Genomic DNA, 19,529 nt, shown 5'->3' with positions numbered 1-19,529 from the left:
TTCTTGTCTAACGTACTTCTTTTATTATGCAAATAGTTGTTGCATTTATCACCAATCTCTCTATAATACGCAGACTTTCTTTGCCATAGGCTCGCCTAGGTAGAAGGAAGTTAAATATAGGCTTGGATTTCAAGCAATAAACAGGAGTTCCGATTTGGAACTCAACGTAGATATAAGAGAACAACCGACTCCTTAAAATATTAGGGATGCTTCGGCGGTTTTTTTATGCTCTTTTTAAATGCTCTTTTAATTGAGGTTTTAGAATGTCAAATCAACGCATTCGCATTCGCCTAAAAGCTTTTGACCACCGTTTGATTGACCAATCAACGGCGGAAATTGTGGAAACTGCGAAACGCACAGGTGCTCAGGTACGTGGTCCAATCCCACTTCCTACACGCAAAGAACGTTTCACTGTATTGATCTCTCCGCACGTTAACAAAGACGCGCGTGATCAGTACGAGATCCGCACCCACAAACGTCTGATCGACATCGTAGAGCCAACTGACAAGACTGTAGACGCACTTATGCGCCTAGACCTTGCTGCTGGTGTTGATGTTCAAATCAGCCTGGGTTAATCGGAAGATTAGAGAGGTTTTAGGAAAATGGCATTAGGTCTAGTCGGTCGTAAAGTGGGTATGACTCGCATCTTCACTGAAGATGGCGTATCTATCCCTGTGACAGTTATCGAAGCGACTCCTAACCGTGTTACGCAGATTAAATCTGACGAAACAGACGGTTATAACGCGCTTCAAGTAACCGCAGGCGAGAAAAAAGCTAGCCGTGTAAACAAACCAGCAGCGGGTCACTTCGCTAAAGCTGGTGTTGAAGCGGGTCGCGGTCTGTGGGAATTCCGTCTTAATGGCGGTGAAGGCGACTTTGAAGTAGGTAGCGAAATCACTGTTGATGTATTCAACGAAGTGAAAAAAGTAGACGTTACTGGTACTTCAAAAGGTAAAGGTTTCCAAGGTGGTGTTAAGCGCTGGAACTTCTCCATGCAAGACGCGACTCACGGTAACTCAATTTCTCACCGTGCTCCTGGTTCAATCGGTCAAAACCAATCACCTGGTAAGGTGTTTAAAGGTAAGAAAATGGCTGGTCAAATGGGTAATGTGCAATCCACAACTCAGAACCTTGAGCTAGTACGTGTTGACGCTGAGCGTAATCTGCTTCTAGTTAAAGGTGCAGTACCTGGCGCTATCGGCGGTGACGTTATCGTTAAACCTGCTGTTAAAGCATAAGTCCTGGAGATTTAGTGATGGAATTAGCAATTAAAGACGCGTCAGGCGCTCTTGAAGTTTCCGAAGCTACTTTTGGACGTGAGTTTAACGAAGCCTTAGTACACCAAGTAGTTGTTGCTTATGCAGCAGGTGCTCGTCAAGGTACTAAAGCTCAGAAGACACGTTCTGAAGTAAGCGGTGGCGGTAAGAAGCCATGGCGTCAAAAAGGTACTGGCCGTGCTCGTGCTGGTACAATCCGCAGCCCAATCTGGCGCAGCGGTGGTGTGACTTTTGCAGCTAAGCCGCAAGATCACAGCCAAAAAGTTAACCGTAAGATGTATCGCGGTGCGATTAAGAGCATCTTGTCTGAGCTTGTTCGTCAAGAGCGTTTAGTTGTCGTTGAGAACTTCGCTGTTGAAGCTCCTAAGACAAAAGAGCTTGTAGCTAAGCTTAAAGAGCTTGAGCTTAAAGACGTGCTTATCGTGACTGAGGAAGTAGAAGAAAATCTATTCCTTGCTGCACGTAACCTTTATAAGGTTGACGTCCGTGATGTAGCTGGCATTGACCCTGTAAGCCTAATCGCATTCGATAAGGTTCTTATTACTAAGGGTGCTGTTAAGCAACTTGAGGAGGCGCTAGCATGATCCGTGAAGAACGTCTTTTAAAAGTAATCCTTGCTCCACACATCTCTGAGAAGAGCACTGTATCTGCTGAAGAAAACAACACCATTGTTTTCAAAGTAGCAAAAGATGCAACTAAAGCTGAAGTTAAAGCAGCTGTAGAGAAGCTTTTCGAAGTAGAAGTAACTGGTGTTCGCACACTGAATGTTAAGGGTAAATCAAAGCGTACTGGTATGCGTTTCGGCCGCCGCAGCGACTGGAAGAAAGCCTACGTTACTCTTAAAGAAGGTAGCGAGCTAGACTTTGTCGGCGGCGCCGAGTAATAAGGGGAGTTAGAATTATGGCACTTCAAAAGTGTAAACCAACTTCTGCGGGTCGTCGTCACGTCGTTAAAGTGGTAAACCCTGATCTACATAAGGGTAAGCCATACGCTCCGCTTCTAGAGAAAAACTCTAAATCTGGTGGTCGTAACAACAAAGGTCGTATCACGGTTCGTCATATCGGTGGTGGTCACAAGCATCACTATCGTGTAATTGACTTTAAACGCACTAAAGATGGCATCCCAGCTAAAGTAGAGCGTCTAGAGTATGATCCAAACCGTAGCGCGAACATCGCGTTGGTTTGTTATGCAGACGGTGAGCGTCGTTACATCATCGCTCCAAAAGGTCTTAAGGCCGGTGATTCAATCCAATCTGGTGTAGATGCACCAATCAAGGTTGGTAATACATTGCCTATGCGCAATATGCCGGTTGGTTCGACTGTACACAACGTAGAGCTTAAGCCTGGTAAAGGTGCCCAGATGGCACGTTCAGCAGGTGCATACGTACAAATCCTAGCACGTGAAGGTCAATACGTGACTCTACGTCTTCGTTCAGGCGAAGTTCGTAAAGTTGAGTCAGACTGTCGCGCTACACTAGGTGAAGTAGGTAATGCTGAGCACATGCTACGTTCACTAGGTAAAGCTGGTGCTAACCGCTGGCGCGGTGTTCGTCCGACCGTTCGTGGTGTTGCCATGAACCCGGTAGATCACCCACACGGTGGTGGTGAAGGTCGTACTTCTGGTGGTCGTCACCCTGTATCTCCATGGGGCACGCCTACTAAAGGTTACAAGACCCGTAAGAACAAGCGTACTGATAAGTTCATCGTACGTCGTCGTACTAAATAATAGTTGAGGAATAGCCATGCCACGTTCTCTCAAGAAAGGTCCTTTTATTGACCTGCACTTGCTGAAGAAGGTAGAGAAAGCGTTGGAAAGCGGTGACAAGAAGCCAATTAAAACTTGGAGCCGTCGTTCAATGATCATACCTAACATGATCGGATTGACCATCGCTGTCCATAATGGTCGTCAGCACGTTCCTGTGTTTGTCACAGACGAAATGATCGGTCACAAACTAGGTGAGTTTGCACCTACACGTACTTATCGCGGCCATGCTGCTGATAAGAAAGCGAAGAAACGTTAAGGGGTTGAAGATGGAAGCATTAGCTAAACACAAATTCGCCTCTGGTTCGGCGCAAAAAGCACGTCTAGTTGCTGATCAGATCCGTGGACTACCGGTCGATCGCGCGCTAGAAATCCTGGCGTACAGCCCTAAAAAAGCGGCTGTGTTAGTTAAAAAAGTACTTGAGTCTGCTATCGCGAACGCGGAGCACAACGAAGGTGCTGACATTGATGAGCTTGTAGTAGCGAAAGTATTTGTAGACGAAGGTCCTACAATGAAACGCATTATGCCTCGTGCTAAAGGACGCGCAGACCGCATCCTTAAGCGTACAAGCCACATCACTGTTGTGGTTTCGGATAGCTAGGAGATATAAGTAATGGGACAAAAAGTTCATCCTACTGGTATTCGCCTAGGTATCTCTAAACCTTGGGTTTCTACCTGGTACGCGAATACAAAAGATTTCTCTGAACAGCTTTTTGGCGATCACAAAGTACGTTCTTTCCTTACTAAGGAACTTAAGAACGCTTCTGTGGCTAAAATCGTTATCGAGCGTCCAGCTAAATCAATCCGTGTAACAATTCACACAGCTCGTCCTGGTGTTGTTATCGGTAAAAAAGGCGAAGACGTTGAAAAGCTACGTCAAGCTGTAACTAAAATCGCTGGTGTACCTGCGCAAATCAATATTGCGGAAGTACGTAAACCAGAACTTGATGCACAACTAGTTGCTGACGGCATTGCCTCACAGCTAGAGCGTCGTGTTATGTTCCGTCGCGCAATGAAGCGTTCGGTACAAAATGCAATGCGCTTAGGTGCAAAAGGTATCAAAGTTGAAGTAAGCGGTCGTCTAGGCGGCGCAGAAATCGCACGTGCTGAGTGGTACCGTGAAGGTCGTGTACCTCTACACACTCTACGTGCTGATATCGATTACGCAACTTCTGAAGCTTCAACCACTTACGGCATCATCGGTGTTAAAGTATGGATCTTCAAAGGCGAAGTAATTGGTGGTCTTCCACTAAACGCTGAGCAAGAGAAGCCTGCTAAACGCGGACCGAAGAAAGCCAAGAAAAGTGCTAAGTAGGAGTAGCGAGTAATGTTACAGCCAAAACGTACAAAATTCCGTAAGGTGCACAAAGGCCGCAACCGTGGTCTTGCACAAAACGGTAACAAAGTAAGCTTCGGTACTTTCGGTCTTAAAGCCACTGGCCGTGGTCGTATGACTGCACGTCAAATCGAAGCAGCTCGTCGAGCTATGACACGTCACATCAAGCGTCAAGGTAAAATCTGGATCCGTGTATTCCCAGACAAGCCAATCACTGAAAAGCCGCTTGAAGTTCGTATGGGTAAAGGTAAAGGTTCTGTTGAATACTGGGTTGCTGAAATTCAGCCTGGTAAAGTACTTTACGAGATGGAAGGTGTTTCAGAAGAGCTTGCTCGCGAAGCATTTAACCTAGCTGCTCGTAAATTACCTTTCAAAACCACTTTTGTAACTCGGACGGTGATGTAATGAAAGCTAGCGAACTTAAAGACAAAAGCGTAGAAGAGCTTAACGCTGAACTTATCGAGCTTCTTCGTGAGCAGTTCAACCTGCGCATGCAAGCAAGCACTGGTCAGCTAGCTCAATCTCATATGCTACGTAAAGTACGTCGCGATATCGCGCGTGTTAAAACGGTTATCAACCAGAAGGCAGGTGCATAATGAGCGAGAAGATCCGTACTCTACAAGGCCGTGTAATTAGCGACAAGATGGACAAGTCTTTCACTGTTGCTGTGGCACGTTACGTGAATCACCCGGTATACGGTAAATTCATGAAGCGTACAACCAAGTTGCACGTGCATGACGAGAACAACACTGCTCAAACAGGCGATACAGTTACTATTCGTGAATGTGCGCCTATCTCTAAGACTAAGTCTTGGACTTTGGTAGACGTTGTTGAGCGTCCTAAGAAAGCTTAATTTTATTAAGTTTGATTAGACGACTGAAAAGCCCCGGCATATGCTGGGGCTTTTTGTTGTTGGCGACCTTAAACCTTGGTGTCATAATGGGGTCACTTACCTAGTTTTCTCTAGCCCAGCTCGAAAAAGGGGCCGCAATGAGCACCTCAATACAAGACGTATTAATCCTTGGCAATGCGCCAATCAAAGACAATTTAGCTGCGCAGGTCGATGCCTTTGAGCGCGTAGTACGTTTTAACTTTTGTGCCGGAATGCCCGTAAATTTGGGTAGCAAGTGCACTGACTTATGGTTAACTGGACGCGGACGTCAGGCTGCAAAACTGTTGCAACAGCCTATCGCTGTAGACCCTGGGCGATTACAAAATGTGGTGATCACTGACCCGCCTGCACAGCCTGTTATGCAATCACTATTTCGACTGATCCGTCGTCAAGGAAAGTATGATCATGGTGCGGCACTGCTGGCTAAGTTCGCCCAAAGCCAGTCTGGTTGGCGTGTTAGTAAAGAGACTCGCAAGCAGTTACTAAAGCGTTTGCATACTTATGGTAAACCGCAATATAAGCCAGTTTGTCCGAGCTCTGGTACCTTAGCGATTGACCACTTCTTACAGCAAGGCCACCGCGTTACTATCACCGGGTTTGGTTTTCAGGGTTGGAAGCGGCACCCTTGGGACTTAGAGCAGCGTTATGTTGCCGAACTTGTCGATACTGGCAAGTTACAGTGGTTAACCTGAACACAAAGCGTCGAGACGACATAGCCTCAGATATCGCTTAACTTGGCATTATGCCATGGTACTTCTAAACTGAGTTTATCAATCACAGCTGTGTCGTGTAGATGAAAAGTGCAGTACCTATTTTATTAATCCTATTTTTGCTCTGTGGCAGCGCCAGCGCCAAGACGGTGCGATATATCGAGCCCTTTTTTGGCGATGCGACCAGTGATAACAGTTTTCATATCCAAGTTCTCAAACGTGCACTGAGTTTGTCAGAGGCCAAGTTTGGTGCAATTTCTACGCAAGCAATAGATACACCTATGTTGCAAGGAAGGCAATTTCGCGCATTGGCGCGCGCCGATATTGACGTATTGTGGTCGATGACGTCCCGTGCCCGTGAGCTTGAAGCCCGACCTATTCGTGTACCACTTACTATGGGGCTCATTGGCTATCGCGTCTTTGTTATTAAGCAGCGAGATCGCCATCGCTTTGCCACATTAACTAGCAAAGCACAACTACAGCAACTACTTGCGTTGCAAGGCCATGATTGGCCGGATACGGAAATTATGAGTAGTAATGGTTTTAAAGTGCGTGGCGTAAGTTGGCATCAAAGTATGTATAAATTACTGGCCGAAGATAAGTTTGATTACTTTCCTCGGGGCGTCCTTGAAATTGGCGCTGAGGGGGAAGGGTTAGCGGCGTATGCGCTGAGTATAGACTCCAAATGGGTGCTTCATTACCCCGCCGCAAGCTATTTTTTTGTGCGTCATGAAGATGCCTCATTAGCGCAGCGCTTAGAGTATGGTCTGGCGGCCATGCTGCAAAGCGGCGAGCTAAAAGCTATGATTCTGAATAACCCACACCATGTTAATGCGTTGCGTATGCTTAACTTCTCTGATCGCGAGTTTATTCGCTTGGATAATCCGCTCCTTCCCGATAGTACACCCACGCTGGATCCGAAATATTGGCTCACGCCACAAGAATTATCTGAATTAGTGTATTAAGCGCTTGACCTTAAGCTAGGTTCAGGTTTTACAGTTTTGCTATCACACTGATAGTAAAGGAACTGAAGCATGACCCCTATGAACCAATATCTACAGGCGCTAAGTGTTCGCAATTACGAGAATTCATTCGCGCAAGTTAACCAGTTGATCCGCTCTCATTTGCAGCAATTTGCCTTTAGCAGTATCAATTCGCTACTCGGTCGAACGCTGAGTTTAGCGCCTGATGATTTAACCGAAAGAGTGGTTATCAAGCGCCAAGGAGGCTACTGCTTCGAGCACAATAAGCTGATGTACACATTGCTACAGCTCTTGGGTTATGACGTTCGTCCAGTGATTGCAAGGGTCATGGTTAATGGTCGCAATGACAACCCCCGTTCCCATCGCTTAACCGTATTACGGTGGCAGCAAAAAACCTTTCTAGTTGATGTCGGCTTTGGCGTATTGACGCCGGCTGTAGCAATAGAGCTCGATAACAATGCTATACAGTCTGCCTTTGGGCGGCAGTATCGTGTAGAGGTGCGAGATGGTGAATATTTAGTATGGCAGGTTGCTCCCGAGCAAGTGTGCTTATATCAGGTTTCTTTGGCGAGATTTTACGAACAGGATTGTGAAGTCGCTCACTTTTATAGCCACCGGCATGATAAGGCGGCGTTCGTCAATAACCTGGTGGTGTCTCGTATTACCGCTGAGCAACGGTGGTTGTTGCGCAATGACAGCTTTACTCACTTTGAGCTTCAACAAGGACAATGGCAACAGCACCAGCAGGCTATACGCAGTGTTGATCATTTGCACTGTTTGCTGAGCAATCAACTGCAGGTCAATATTGGCTTGGCAGATTCGCAGCTGCTTTTTCAGCGCTTTGTGAATAACTTTGCATCCGCCAATAGCCAAAGTGCAACCAGCATTGGAAGATGCTTAAAATCAGACCTAAATTTATAATAGCTATCTGCAGAGGCGAATGGTTTAGAGGCTTAAAATTAACAAGTCCTACATTTCTCTAGCGCTTCATACATTGAAGGGAGAAAAACTTTACGCAAAATATACAGCTCACCAGCGAAAATAGCTTTACTATAAAAGCTATAAGTTGATTGCACCTAGAGCTTTGTATGATTCATTGGTGGCGTAGAACTTCTTTCGTAGCCTTGCTTATCGTGTTGACGATTAACCTGTTAGCAGGTCTTTTAGATCATTACTTTTTACCAAAAACTGGCGTATTGTTGCTACTGCAACTGGCCGTCGTTGTCTGCACCTTCTTGTCATCTACATGGGTATCAATATTGGCGGCATGTTTGTGTGCACTTAGCTTTAACTTCTTCTTCACCTCCCCTCAATATACGCTGCACATGAATAATGGTGAGGACATTATTAATGTCCTCGTGTTCTTTATTATCGGATTACTTACCAGTTACGCGGTAGGTTTTTGGCGCCGGCAAAAACACCGTTTAGCACTTGCTGAATTGCGAACCAGTATGCTGATGTCTGTGTCCCATGATTTGCGTACTCCCTTAGCAGCGGTTATGGGCGCGTTGGAAACATTGCAAACTTATACAGATAAGCTTGAGCCTCAGGAGCACCAAGAGTTACTTACCAGCGCCCGTGATCAAAGCGAACGTTTGTATCGATATATAGAAAATCTACTTCAAGCCACGCGCTTTGAACTAGATGAAGGCGTGTCATTAATACGCTCCAAGCAACCACTGATGCCGATTATTGAGAGCGTATGTGCGCGTTTTGATGTGGATGAAGTGCGTATTTCGCACTCGCTCAGCGACCTTAAGCTCTATGCTCAAGCCCCTCTTTTAGAGCAAGCCTTTCACAACGTGATCGACAATGCAGTAAGCTTCAATGAGGGCAATGCGGCGGTCGTCGATGTGAGTGTAACAGCCAGTACTGAGAACATACTCATTCAGATTCACGATGAAGGGCCGGGCGTCCCCAAGGCTTACAGGGATGAAATCTTTAAACCGTTCACATCTTTACGTGAGAAAGAGTCGAGTGATGCTGGCACTGGAGTAGGACTGACAGTCGCGCAAAGTATTATTCGTGCCCACGGTGGTGACATTTCTCTTGTGCCCTCTGTCACAGGCTGCACGATGCAAATAACGCTACCTACAAAGCGAGTATAACAATGAGAAGTACTATTTTATTAGTGGATGATGAGCAAGAAATTCGACGTTTTATTCGCTTGGCACTCAAAGCTGAGAACTTTGATTGCTTAGAGGCAAGCTCGGTAGAAGCTGCACTGAAGCAGGTACACAATGCCATGCCAGATTTGGTGATACTCGATTTAGGCCTGCCTGATGCTGATGGTTTCACTGTGCTGAGAAAAATAAGGGAAGCCAGCCGCTTGCCTGTCTTGGTGCTGAGCGCTCGAGATCAAGAACGTGAAAAAATTAAGCTACTAGAGGGCGGTGCCAATGACTATCTCACTAAGCCCTTTAGTGTCAAAGAGCTGCTTGCTCGTATTAAGGTATTACTGCGTGATATTCGCCCAGTGGCACGTAACCTTACACTAGACTTTGGCACTCTGAAAATTGATGTACAAAGCCGTAAAGTGTATTTGAGTGAGCAGCTTATTCCATTAACCAACAAAGAGTACGCAGTCTTGTATACGCTGGCAGAGCATGCGCAAAAATTAGTGAATCAGCAAGACCTACTCGCACAAATATGGGGAGCAAGTCATGAGCATGATAGTCATTACTTGCGTATTGTTGTCAGCCAGCTGAGAAAGAAGTTGGCGGATGATGCGAGTGCACCTACTTACATAGAAACCCATCCAGGAGTGGGGTATCGCTTTTTACTCCACCCCAAGCAAACACAATAGCTAGCAGTAGCTTCATTTTACTTATTGAAAAAAGGTGAGCGCGTGAATCAATTTACTGTAATTGGCTTAGGCCGGTTTGGCTATGCCGCGTCGTTGGAGCTAGTTCGTTTAGGCAATAGCGTGCTGGGTGTCGATACTCGTGATCGCTTGGTGCGAAGAGCGGCTGATCATATTCATCTGGCAACGATTGCGGATGCCACAGATGAGCATGCACTGAAGGAACTCGGCGTGCAGCAAAGTGACGCTGTACTCGTCGCCATAGGTGAAAATTTAGAAGCAAGTATCTTGTGTGTACTGGCTTTGAAGAACCTCAAAGCAAAGCAAATATGGGTTAAGGCATGCTCAAAAGCACACCATACAATTTTGGCTAAGTTAGGTGTTGATCGCATTATTCACCCAGAGGAAGAAATGGGAATGCGAGTAGCGCAAAACCTTAACTATCCGATGGTTAATCAATATATGCAGTTAAGTACAAGCCAGTATGTGGTTGAAATTGAGATAAATACGACCAGTGATGGCACTACTTTAGGTCAGTTATTGCGCAAAACCCATGGCGCTATTTGTGCGCTTATGATCTACCGTAATGAGGAAGTGCATGCTCACCCTGATGATGAAGCAGTATTGCATTTGGGTGATTGCCTTGTATTGAGTGGCGCGCTAGAGGCGTTGAAAAAAATAGCACCTAAGTTGAAAGCTTCATGAAAAACTGGTTACCGAGCAATCGACCTTATTCACGTCCAAAAGTACTACACAACGAGATGACTAGCCTGAGCCCTGCGAGTTTGCTGATCATTGGTTTTGGTATCATGATAGCGGTGGGTACGTGTTTACTGCTTCTGCCCATGGCCAATAACTACCCAATTAGTTTCAGTGAAGCACTTTTCAGCGCTACGTCCGCAGTTACAGTGACTGGACTTATTGTGGTAGATACTGGAAGCCAGTTTAGCGATTTTGGGCAGTGGGTCATTGCCGCTTTAATCCAATTTGGTGGGCTTGGCTTTATGACTTTTGCTGTGGTTATTCTTAAGGGCATCGGCATTAAACTTGACCTTAAAAAACGCTTGATCATGCGAGAGGGTCTAGCACAAACAAATTTGGGCTCGTTAGTGGATACAGCAAAGGCAGTGATTATCTTTGCGCTGACCATAGAGGCTATGGCAATTGTTGTTTTAACTTGCCACTGGCAGTCAAGTCTAGGCTGGGAGAGGGCGCTGCACAATGCAATTTTCTACACCGTATCAGCATTTAATAACGCAGGCTTCGCGCTACAGAGCGATAGCTTAACGGGGTATCGTGATGACTGGGTCGTAAATGGCGTCATAAGCGGACTATTCATCGTCGGCGGCTTAGGGTTCTTGGTGCTGATTGATGTTATTAAAGTGCGAAAGTGGCAAAAGTTTAGCTTAAATAGCAAGGTTGTTATTGTTGCAACGTGCGTCATTAATGTCATAGCAATGTGCATGTTTTTACTACTGGAATGGCGCAATACGCTAGCGGCAATGCCATTGGGCGAGCAACTTCAGGCTGCGTGGTTTCAAGCGGTGACTCCTCGTACAGCAGGCTTTAATACGCTCGACATGGCTGCGCTTAATGACTCCACAACCCTGTTAATGATGTTGTTAATGCTAATTGGTGGCGGTTCTATGAGTACGGCGAGCGGCTTGAAGATCGGTACCGTAGTGATCATGATAGTGGCAACGTATGCATCTTTACGCCAACGTAGCTACGTAAACTTGGTGCGCAGGGAAATAGCGAATGACTTAGTGTATCGCGCGTTTTCTTTGTTCTTCATCTATTTTATAGCTGTGTTTGTGGCGGTGTTTGCACTGGCAGTTTCAGAGCAAAAATCGCTACTAGATATTGTGTTTGAGGTAGTTTCAGCTGTCAGCACTGTGGGTTTATCTCGAGGGTTGACTGGTGAGCTCTCCGCATTTGGTGAGGGAGTTATCATTGTGTTAATGATTGTAGGTCGTATCGGGCCATTGACCTTTTTATACCTGCTGGCAAAACCCAAGGTTAAATATGCACGTTATGCTCCAGCATCACTGCAGGTAGGGTAAGGTTAGAGCGCTTGTGTAAGTTAAACCCCTGCCTTTGCGGCAGGGGTAACCCAAGCCGCTACTTATTCGTCAGTCATATTGCGCAGCACGTATTGCAAGATTCCACCGTGCTTGTAGTAATCCCACTCTTTGGGCGTGTCTATTCTTACATCGGCTTTAAACTCGGTTTTATTGCCATCCTCGTCGGTGGCTATAATCTCAAGTTCATCGGCTTTATCGAATAGGCCATTAATATCGAAGGTTTCTTTGCCGGTAAGCCCCAGCTCTTCGTGCCCTTCGCCTTCTTTAAATTGCAGGGGTAGCACGCCCATGCCGATTAGGTTCGAACGGTGTATACGCTCGTAGCTTTTTGCAATCACGGCTTTTATGCCTAGCAATAAAGAGCCCTTTGCAGCCCAGTCACGCGAAGAACCTGTGCCGTACTCTGCGCCAGCAAGCACGACCAATGGCGTGCCTTGCTCTTGGTACTGCATCGCGGCATCGTAAATACTGGCAATGTCATCCTCGGGTTGAGTGCGAGTAATACCGCCCTCGGTACCGGGGGCAAGCTGATTGCGCAGACGGACATTAGCGAAGGTGCCACGCATCATTACTTCGTGGTTACCGCGACGTGAGCCGTAGGAGTTAAAGTCGCCTTTAGCTACGCCATTTTCAAGTAAATACTGGCCTGCGGGAGCATCGGCTTTGATGGCACCTGCTGGTGAGATATGGTCGGTCGTTACCGAATCGCCCAACTTGGCAAGACAGCGCGCGCCCTCAATCGTTGGAATACCTGGGGCTTCCTTACTCATGTTGTCAAAGAAAGGCGCTTTACGGATATAGGTTGAGTCGTCGCTCCACTCATAACGCTTTGCCTCCGGCACCTTAATATTGCGCCAGCGTTCGTCGCCCTTGTAAACGTCGGCGTAGCTCTTAGCAAACATTTCTTTGGTGACAGTCGATTTCACCAAATCAGCCACCTCGCTAACCGATGGCCAAATATCTTTTAGATAGACATCTTCGCCATTGCTATCTTGCGTCAAGGGCTCGTTGTATACATCTATATCGGTGCGCCCGGCAATAGCATAAGCGACGACTAAGGGCGGCGAGGCCAAAAAGTTCATCTTCACATCCTGGTGAATACGACCCTCGAAATTACGGTTACCGGAAAGAATCGAGCTTACCACGAGTTTGTGCTGAGAAACGGCTTCCTGAATTTCATCAGGTAGCGGGCCAGAGTTACCGATGCAGGTTGTACACCCGTAGCCTACTAGGTTAAAGCCAAGGGCTTCCAAGTCGTCCATTAATTCAGCCTTTTTCAGATAATCAGTGACCACCTGAGAGCCTGGCGCTAAAGACGTCTTCACCCAAGGCTTAACGTTTAGCCCCATCTCTTTGGCTTTTTTCGCTACCAAGCCCGCAGCAAGAATGACACTGGGGTTGGAGGTATTAGTACAACTAGTGATCGCGGCGATGACGCAGGCACCATCGTTTAACTCGAATTCTTCACCTTTGTAGTTTACTTTGGCAACACCGGTGACCTCAGGTTCAGTTTTAGACTGCTTCGGCTGGCCGCCTTCGGAAACGATGCGAGCTTCGTCTTCAACTTCCAATGCTTTCTTCTCTGCGCGTTCATCTTGAAAGCCGCGCAGGTGTTTGGTGATGGTGTCACCCGCCTCATTGAGCGGAATGCGGTCTTGTGGGCGTTTTGGCCCTGCTAAGCTGGGTACAACGTCACCTAAGTCGAGTTCCAAGGTGTCGGTGTACATAGGTTCGTCACCAGGCTCTCGCCACATGCCTTGATGTTTGGCGTAAGACTCAATGAGTTCGATTTGCTCATCGCTGCGATTTGTGAGCTTAAGGTACTCTAGTGTTTCTTGGTCAATCGGGAAGATACCGCAGGTGGCGCCATATTCTGGTGCCATATTAGCGATAGTCGCGCGGTCAGCGAGCGGCAAATCTGCTAGGCCGTCACCGTAGAACTCCACAAATTTACCTACGACGCCTTTCTCCCTGAGCATCTGTGTCACTGTGAGTACTAAATCGGTTGCGGTGGTGCCCTCGGGCAGAGCGCCTTTGAGTTTGAAGCCAATTACTTGTGGGATGAGTAGACTTATTGGTTGGCCTAACATCGCAGCTTCGGCTTCGATACCGCCCACACCCCAACCTAATACACCCAGGCCATTAATCATGGTGGTGTGTGAATCGGTGCCCACGAGGCTATCGGGGTACGCTACGCGCTGGCCATTATCCTCTTTGGTAAATACCACACGTGCTAAATATTCGAGGTTAACTTGGTGAACAATGCCGGTTGCCGGTGGCACAACTTTCAAGTTATCAAAAGCAGTTTGTCCCCAACGTAAAAATTCATAGCGTTCTTTATTGCGCTCGTATTCAAGTTTGGCATTCAGGTCAAAGGCACCGTCTTTACCATAGCTATCAACTTGGACCGAGTGGTCAATGACTAATTCAGCCGGCGATAACGGGTTAATCTTGCTGGGGTCGCCACCTAATTGCTCCATGGCATCGCGCATGGCCGCTAAGTCGACGATAGCCGGTACACCAGTGAAGTCTTGCATCACCACCCGAGCGGGTGTGAACGCGACTTCTTTACTTGGCTTGGCACTAGGGTCCCAATCAAGCAGAGCTTGAATGTCGTCTTTGGTAATGTTTTCGCCATCTTCATGGCGCAGGAGGTTTTCGAGTAAAATTTTCAACGAAAATGGTAAACGTTTCGCAGCATTACCGAGCGGACGAAGAGAGTGGATATGATATTGCTCAGCATTAACAGTAAGCTGTTCAAGCGTTTTGAAGCTGTTGTTCATTGTGACCCCTTTTATTTTTCCATTATTCCTTCATGGGTAACGCAAGATGCGATCCAACATGAATAATGCCCTTGGTTATGACTAAATTTTAGTCATAAATTAGAAGTGGGGTAGAAAAGGATGTTTTCAAGGGGTCTTAGGGTTATCCAAAAGAAATAGGCTTGCGTCCGGTGCGCTCATCCCGTTGTGGCTTTTTAGCTTTTTGTTTTTTTGCAGGAGTGTGAGTTTTAGCTTCTGGATGGTTCTTAGGTTGTCGTTGCACCATATTCTCTGCCGCGCTTAACGCAAATAGCTCGCCATTGAAATATAAGGTGTCTCCTACACGCATTTTCTTGCGCTTTTGTGTGCAGACCTCTCCGTTAACACCTACGTAGCCGTCGGCGATAAGTAGTTTAGCATGGCCACCACCTTCAGCTAAGTCGAGCACTTTTAAGAGCTTACATAGCTCAATAGGCTCTTCCTCTAATTGCACTTCAATCATGTCGTCATTCATAGTTGAACCAAAGCGAATCATTATTACGTACAGTATACCCGATAGGCTGCACCACAATGAGAAAATTTGCACTGAACTCATGCAAAATTTACCACTCTAATTGCTGTGACCTTCATGAAAGTGCCATTGAGGCCTATTAAAATAGCGCTTTGAGATTTTGGCGCAGTATTTGCTGGTAAGTGCCAGCCAAATATTTCAGGTAGGTGTAATGGCCCACCAACTTTAACAAATGGAGCTAAGAAAATGGGCGCAAGACAAGCTGTATTCGAAGAGCTTTTAAGTAGTAAATTTGCAGACCATTGCAGTGCAGAGCAAGTCCGTACATCGTTAACACGTGCTATTAAGGCTAATTCGCCACAACGTGAGTTGCTCTTCACTTTGTTATCTCGTTTTAATGACAATCATAACCGCATTCTGTACCAAGGGCACAGTGGCGAAGCTGAGCTTACTTATTGCCACCATAAGCTGTTCAAAGAAGTGACTTATCACAAAGACAGCATCAATAAGTGGTTGGCGAATCACGGTGTAAACACAGTAAACCTTTAGCCACTACAATAATGAGTTTATATACGAGCAGCATCTTGTGCTGCTTTTTTAATTGCTGTAAATTAATTGATTACAAGTGTAATCAATTGGTGAGTAATGAAGGAATTATTACTATTTATCGGTATTTTCGTTTTGGCAGGCTGCCAAAGTGCTCGCATTCATATAGTCGCGCCAAGTTTTGATAAGCAGCAAAAGCAGCAGCTAGCACAGCATTTTGCTGATCAAAACTTGAAGGTTAACTTTGCTCAAGGAGTGCTTGCCCCGAGCGAGTTCAATGAGGCAAGCATCACCATGAGCCCAACATTTGCTGACTTCAAGTTATTGGGCTTAGTAAAGGATGCGCTGCGCAGCGCAGGTTATTACAAGGTGGACGAACTGCGTTTTGCTCAGCAGCAACAGTTTTATTATGAAGGGCACATCGGTGTCTATTTATTGTTACCTAAAGAGCAAAGGTTGCCTTTATATGTGGAGAGCGAGGATTGCACCCCTTATCGCACGTTAATGCTAACGCCAGAGGGTCGATGGCAGCTTGATGATTTTGTCTCAAAACCTCTCGCTGGTACTTGGCGTCGCCAAGGTGACCGTGTGGTGTTAACTAGCGATAGCGGCGTTGATACCCACCTTCATTATGAGCGTACCACGCGGATAACCTATCGGGGTGAGCGCCCGGCGCATGTACTTAAAGCGTTGCCAGGCACACAAGGTGCATTCAAGTGCACCTTTGTTGCTATTAATATGAATTAAAGACGATATTAGTCGTTTAATGCGCTAACGATGAAGTACGGATTAAGGTAGCTGTCTTTTTGGTTGTAGCGCAGTGGCTCACCTTCAATCGTTGTGACCCGGGCTCCAGCAATTGCGGCAACAGCGTGCCCGGCGCCGGTATCCCACTCCGATGTTGGCCCTAAACGTGGATATATATCAGCTTCTCCTTCGGCGACTAGGCATAGCTTGAGCGAACTGCCTTTAGCGACCATATCCACCTTATCGAACTGAGTAAGGTATTGCGCTAACTCCTCAGATGGGTGCGAGCGACTGCCGACCACTCTTATTAACCCTTGGTTTTGCTTTGCCGTCACTTTAAGTTCAATGCGCTCTTCGCCCTGTTGTTTAAAGGCGCCAATCTCTTTTGCGGCAAGATAGCTGACTCCCAGAGCGGGTGCATCAACGACACCTAGTACCGGCTCACCCTTGTCAATCAGTGCAATATTGACTGTAAACTCACCATTTTTCTTTATAAATTCTTTGGTCCCGTCGATAGGATCAACGAGCCAGTAACGTTGCCACTGCTGGCGCTGCTGCCATGAAATACCCGCGTTTTCTTCACTGAGAATGGGAAGCTCCGGAGTCAGTGCTTGAAGCCCTGCGACGATCACCTTGTGAGCCGCTAAATCGGCATCAGTGACCGGGCTTTTATCATCCTTATACTCCACGGCGAAATCTTTGTTATAGATTGTCATCGCAGCTTGGCCTGCGTCACGAGCAAGGTCGAGGATATTTTCTAGCAACTCTGGAGGGTTCATACTCTAGCCTATGATATTTTGGGTACGTAAATGGGCAATGAGCTGGGCGACACATGCTTGTACATCCAACTCAGCGGTATTTAGTGTGAGCTCTGGATGCTGCGGAATTTCATAATCGGAGTCAATGCCTGTGAAGTGGGCAATTTCTCCAGCACGGGCCTTTTTGTATAAGCCTTTTGGATCGCGCTGTTCGCAGGTTGCCAATGGCGTATCAAGGTATACCTCAATAAACTCATGCTCTTGCACTAGGTTACGAACCATATCACGCTCAGCTTGAAAGGGAGAAATAAAGGCGGTCAGTACCAGCAAACCCGCATCTACCATGAGCTTGGCACTTTCGCCGACACGGCGGATATTTTCCTTACGATCAGCATCGCTAAATCCTAAATCACCACACAAACCATGGCGAACATTATCACCATCCAGTAAGTAAGTATGATGACCTAAATGATAAAGCGCTGACTCTAGGGCTCCGGCGATGGTGCTTTTTCCTGAGCCTGAAAAGCCAGTAAACCAAATAATGCAACTTTTATGCTTGTTAAGCTGTTGGCGCTTGGCTTTATCGACACCATGGTGGTGCCACACAATGTTTTCGTCCATTTCTCGGTCTCGATATTAAAACGGAAAGACATAAGTAATGAGGCTGAGCACTACCACCGCATAGGCGATAGACATGATCACGCCTATGCGGGCAAAATCGGCAAAGCGATACTGCCCCGCATTCATTACAATCATATTTGTTTGATAACTATAGGGGCTTATAAATGCGGCACTAGCGCCATAAGCAACAGCCATGGCAAAGGGCATCAAATTCACCTCCAAGGAGCTGGCTAAGCCATAAGCCAATGGAAACATCAGCGCCGCAGCGGCATTATTGGTGATGAGCTCAGTCATCACCACGGTGATCACATACACCACTATAAGCGCGACAAACGGTGTGAGTGCGCTGTAGCCAGCCAACCATTGTTGTAAGGCTTGCTCTGCTCCGGAGCCACTGAAAGCGTGAGCTAAGCCCAGTGCTGAGGCAATAATAATGACTAACTCAAAAGGAAAGCGCCTTTTGAGTTCTTGACCATCAAGCACCTTAGCGGCTAACAGCAAGGCAATAAACAGTAATAGCCCTTGCACCAAGGCAATCGTCCCCGTCGCCGCCAGGGCGATAACAGCGGCAAACCCTGCCAATAAAGTGGCTTCACTTTTACGGCCATAGGTTTTATCAACCTCATGTTCACTGACGAAGTAAAAGTTTTTATCCAGGTTGGAGCGATTATGAAAATCATGACCGACTGCGAGCATAAAGCGATCGCCCGGGCGGATTGTCACTTCGCCAAGCTTACCGGAGAGGCGCTCTCCATTGCGGTGAATAGCCACGACAGCGGCGTCGAACTTCGCACGAAAGCCCGTTGCTTTTAAGGTTCGTCCCACAAGCGTTGAGGTGTGTGTGACAATCACTTCTTGTAGGTTCGAGCTCAATAGTCCATTGCTGTCGGCAAATAAAGTTAAGCCCGGGATGCGCTGTAAGGCGGCGACGCTGTGCACATGACCGGTAAAAATAAGCTTATCGCCAGCCCGCACTTTATTCTCTGGCCGTACGGGGCTTATCAACCGTCGCTCGCGGACAATCTCAACCAGAAACAGGCCATCAAGATCTCGCAAGCCATTTTTTTCTATGGTTTTACCAATGAGTGGTGAGTCTGCATTGACCTTTGCTTCAAGGAGATACTCTTTGTGCTCACCTTCTACCCTTGGGTAGTTTGGCAGTAGTCGCCGACACAAAATCAGCACGGCTATTCCACTTAAGGTCACTGCGATACCTATGGGTAAAAAGCTAAACATGGCGAGGTTGAAGCCGTCATACTGCTGCGTAAAGCTATTCACAATGAGGTTTGTTGAGGTACCAATAAGCGTGGTCGTCCCCCCTAAAATGGCAGCATAGGATAGCGGGATAAGTAGCTTAGAAGGTGCGTGATACTTATTGCGAGTAAGGGGCCCCACCAATGAAGCGACTACGGCGGTGTTATTCAAAAAAGCCGAGGCGGCAGCGGTCACGGTGCTTACTTTAACAATACTGGCTCGCAATGATGGGCTGACGATACCTTTAGCAACGTGCTGTAACAGCGACGTGCGTTCCAAGGCGATAGACACCAACATTAACAACACCAGAGTGACTAAACCAGTATTAGTAAAGTTGCCAAGTAATGTTGGGGTATCAATATACCCCAACACATAGCAGCCTAATAATGCAGCGAAAAAGAGTGTTGCTGGGCGTACATGAGTCAGTACCAACCCGGCAAACAACGCGACTATAATTGCTGCATAAAAGACCACATCCATCGT

Annotated in this window: 25 protein-coding genes; 20 read left to right on the top strand and 5 right to left on the bottom strand. The window is 46.8% G+C overall.

The annotated features are described in order from the left end of the window. Nucleotides 1-263 precede the first annotated feature (263 nt). The 18 genes from rpsJ (at nucleotide 264) to PRUTH_RS14385 (ending at nucleotide 11,826) form a co-directional block, all read left to right on the top strand. Entirely contained in the window at nucleotides 264-575 is a 312-nt protein-coding gene (gene rpsJ / locus PRUTH_RS14470; RefSeq protein ID WP_010376390.1) for a 30S ribosomal protein S10, read from the top strand. Nucleotides 576-602: 27 nt separating this feature from the next. Continuing rightward, nucleotides 603-1,238, top strand: coding sequence for a 50S ribosomal protein L3 (rplC, locus tag PRUTH_RS14465; protein WP_022944317.1), 636 nt, complete (start codon nucleotides 603-605; stop codon nucleotides 1,236-1,238). Nucleotides 1,239-1,255: 17 nt separating this feature from the next. Further along, entirely contained in the window at nucleotides 1,256-1,861 is a 606-nt protein-coding gene (gene rplD, locus PRUTH_RS14460) for a 50S ribosomal protein L4 (RefSeq protein ID WP_022944316.1), read from the top strand. After that, nucleotides 1,858-2,160 (top strand): 50S ribosomal protein L23, encoded by a 303-nt coding sequence (gene rplW / locus PRUTH_RS14455; RefSeq protein ID WP_022944315.1) that lies wholly within the window; start codon nucleotides 1,858-1,860, stop codon nucleotides 2,158-2,160. Before rplD ends, rplW begins: the two co-directional genes overlap by 4 nt. A gap of 17 nt (nucleotides 2,161-2,177) precedes the next feature. Next, nucleotides 2,178-3,002: a 50S ribosomal protein L2 gene (gene rplB, locus PRUTH_RS14450; RefSeq protein WP_022944314.1), complete on the top strand. Its 825-nt coding sequence runs from the start codon at nucleotides 2,178-2,180 to the stop codon at nucleotides 3,000-3,002. 16 nt (nucleotides 3,003-3,018) lie between these two features. Continuing rightward, nucleotides 3,019-3,297, top strand: coding sequence for a 30S ribosomal protein S19 (gene rpsS, locus PRUTH_RS14445; protein WP_010367084.1), 279 nt, complete (start codon nucleotides 3,019-3,021; stop codon nucleotides 3,295-3,297). A gap of 10 nt (nucleotides 3,298-3,307) precedes the next feature. Further along, the gene (gene rplV / locus PRUTH_RS14440; RefSeq protein ID WP_022944313.1) at nucleotides 3,308-3,640 is read left to right on the top strand and encodes a 50S ribosomal protein L22; all 333 of its coding nucleotides are present in this window, start codon (nucleotides 3,308-3,310) and stop codon (nucleotides 3,638-3,640) included. Between the two features lie 12 nt (nucleotides 3,641-3,652). Further along, nucleotides 3,653-4,354, top strand: coding sequence for a 30S ribosomal protein S3 (gene rpsC, locus PRUTH_RS14435; protein ID WP_022944312.1), 702 nt, complete (start codon nucleotides 3,653-3,655; stop codon nucleotides 4,352-4,354). A 12-nt stretch (nucleotides 4,355-4,366) separates the two neighbouring features. Further along, nucleotides 4,367-4,780, top strand: coding sequence for a 50S ribosomal protein L16 (rplP, locus tag PRUTH_RS14430; protein WP_022944311.1), 414 nt, complete (start codon nucleotides 4,367-4,369; stop codon nucleotides 4,778-4,780). Continuing rightward, nucleotides 4,780-4,971 (top strand): 50S ribosomal protein L29, encoded by a 192-nt coding sequence (gene rpmC, locus PRUTH_RS14425; RefSeq protein ID WP_022944310.1) that lies wholly within the window; start codon nucleotides 4,780-4,782, stop codon nucleotides 4,969-4,971. Before rplP ends, rpmC begins: the two co-directional genes overlap by 1 nt. After that, nucleotides 4,971-5,228: a 30S ribosomal protein S17 gene (gene rpsQ / locus PRUTH_RS14420; RefSeq protein ID WP_151173570.1), complete on the top strand. Its 258-nt coding sequence runs from the start codon at nucleotides 4,971-4,973 to the stop codon at nucleotides 5,226-5,228. The genes rpmC and rpsQ overlap by 1 nt, the downstream gene beginning before the upstream one ends. A 137-nt stretch (nucleotides 5,229-5,365) precedes the next feature. Next, entirely contained in the window at nucleotides 5,366-5,959 is a 594-nt protein-coding gene (locus PRUTH_RS14415) for a glycosyltransferase family 29 protein (RefSeq protein WP_151173569.1), read from the top strand. 101 nt (nucleotides 5,960-6,060) lie between these two features. Next, the gene (locus PRUTH_RS14410; protein WP_151173568.1) at nucleotides 6,061-6,942 is read left to right on the top strand and encodes a hypothetical protein; all 882 of its coding nucleotides are present in this window, start codon (nucleotides 6,061-6,063) and stop codon (nucleotides 6,940-6,942) included. Between the two features lie 69 nt (nucleotides 6,943-7,011). Further along, the gene (locus PRUTH_RS14405; protein WP_151173567.1) at nucleotides 7,012-7,881 is read left to right on the top strand and encodes an arylamine N-acetyltransferase family protein; all 870 of its coding nucleotides are present in this window, start codon (nucleotides 7,012-7,014) and stop codon (nucleotides 7,879-7,881) included. A gap of 167 nt (nucleotides 7,882-8,048) precedes the next feature. Then, nucleotides 8,049-9,068 carry a sensor histidine kinase gene (locus PRUTH_RS14400; protein WP_151173566.1) on the top strand — a complete coding sequence of 340 codons (1,020 nt, stop codon included), beginning with the start codon at nucleotides 8,049-8,051 and terminating at the stop codon, nucleotides 9,066-9,068. Between the two features lie 2 nt (nucleotides 9,069-9,070). Next, nucleotides 9,071-9,766: a response regulator gene (locus PRUTH_RS14395; protein ID WP_138548889.1), complete on the top strand. Its 696-nt coding sequence runs from the start codon at nucleotides 9,071-9,073 to the stop codon at nucleotides 9,764-9,766. Nucleotides 9,767-9,808: 42 nt separating this feature from the next. Further along, nucleotides 9,809-10,468: a potassium channel family protein gene (locus tag PRUTH_RS14390; RefSeq protein WP_138548890.1), complete on the top strand. Its 660-nt coding sequence runs from the start codon at nucleotides 9,809-9,811 to the stop codon at nucleotides 10,466-10,468. Further along, entirely contained in the window at nucleotides 10,465-11,826 is a 1,362-nt protein-coding gene (locus PRUTH_RS14385; RefSeq protein ID WP_138548891.1) for a TrkH family potassium uptake protein, read from the top strand. Before PRUTH_RS14390 ends, PRUTH_RS14385 begins: the two co-directional genes overlap by 4 nt. Before the next feature lie 62 nt (nucleotides 11,827-11,888). Here PRUTH_RS14385 and acnA read toward each other — a convergent pair whose 3' ends face one another. Together acnA and PRUTH_RS14375 are read right to left on the bottom strand one after the other, a co-directional pair. Further along, nucleotides 11,889-14,630, bottom strand: a complete 2,742-nt coding sequence (gene acnA, locus PRUTH_RS14380) for an aconitate hydratase AcnA (RefSeq protein WP_138548892.1) — start codon at nucleotides 14,628-14,630, stop codon at nucleotides 11,889-11,891. A gap of 142 nt (nucleotides 14,631-14,772) precedes the next feature. Further along, nucleotides 14,773-15,123, bottom strand: a complete 351-nt coding sequence (locus tag PRUTH_RS14375; RefSeq protein ID WP_151173761.1) for an RNA-binding S4 domain-containing protein — start codon at nucleotides 15,121-15,123, stop codon at nucleotides 14,773-14,775. A 243-nt stretch (nucleotides 15,124-15,366) separates the two neighbouring features. Between PRUTH_RS14375 and PRUTH_RS14370 the strand changes: the two genes are divergently transcribed. After that, nucleotides 15,367-15,669 carry a hypothetical protein gene (locus PRUTH_RS14370; protein WP_022944303.1) on the top strand — a complete coding sequence of 101 codons (303 nt, stop codon included), beginning with the start codon at nucleotides 15,367-15,369 and terminating at the stop codon, nucleotides 15,667-15,669. A 96-nt stretch (nucleotides 15,670-15,765) separates the two neighbouring features. Continuing rightward, a complete protein-coding gene (locus PRUTH_RS14365) occupies nucleotides 15,766-16,413 on the top strand; it encodes a hypothetical protein (RefSeq protein ID WP_022944302.1) in 648 nt (215 codons plus the stop codon). An 8-nt stretch (nucleotides 16,414-16,421) separates the two neighbouring features. On the opposite strand, the gene cysQ is transcribed toward PRUTH_RS14365, so the two are convergent. Genes cysQ through PRUTH_RS14350 form a run of 3 tightly spaced genes read right to left on the bottom strand, consistent with a single transcriptional unit; the run spans nucleotide 16,422 to nucleotide 19,526 of the window. Continuing rightward, nucleotides 16,422-17,192, bottom strand: coding sequence for a 3'(2'),5'-bisphosphate nucleotidase CysQ (gene cysQ, locus PRUTH_RS14360; RefSeq protein ID WP_151173565.1), 771 nt, complete (start codon nucleotides 17,190-17,192; stop codon nucleotides 16,422-16,424). Nucleotides 17,193-17,195: 3 nt separating this feature from the next. Further along, entirely contained in the window at nucleotides 17,196-17,792 is a 597-nt protein-coding gene (gene cysC, locus PRUTH_RS14355) for an adenylyl-sulfate kinase (RefSeq protein ID WP_151173564.1), read from the bottom strand. Between the two features lie 15 nt (nucleotides 17,793-17,807). Then, a complete protein-coding gene (locus PRUTH_RS14350; protein ID WP_151173563.1) occupies nucleotides 17,808-19,526 on the bottom strand; it encodes an SLC13 family permease in 1,719 nt (572 codons plus the stop codon). Nucleotides 19,527-19,529 lie beyond the last annotated feature (3 nt).

The sequence above is a fragment of the Pseudoalteromonas ruthenica genome, from assembly GCF_008808095.1.
In the GTDB taxonomy this organism is placed as follows: domain Bacteria; phylum Pseudomonadota; class Gammaproteobacteria; order Enterobacterales; family Alteromonadaceae; genus Pseudoalteromonas; species Pseudoalteromonas ruthenica.
This window is presented reverse-complemented; position numbering and strand designations above follow the sequence as displayed.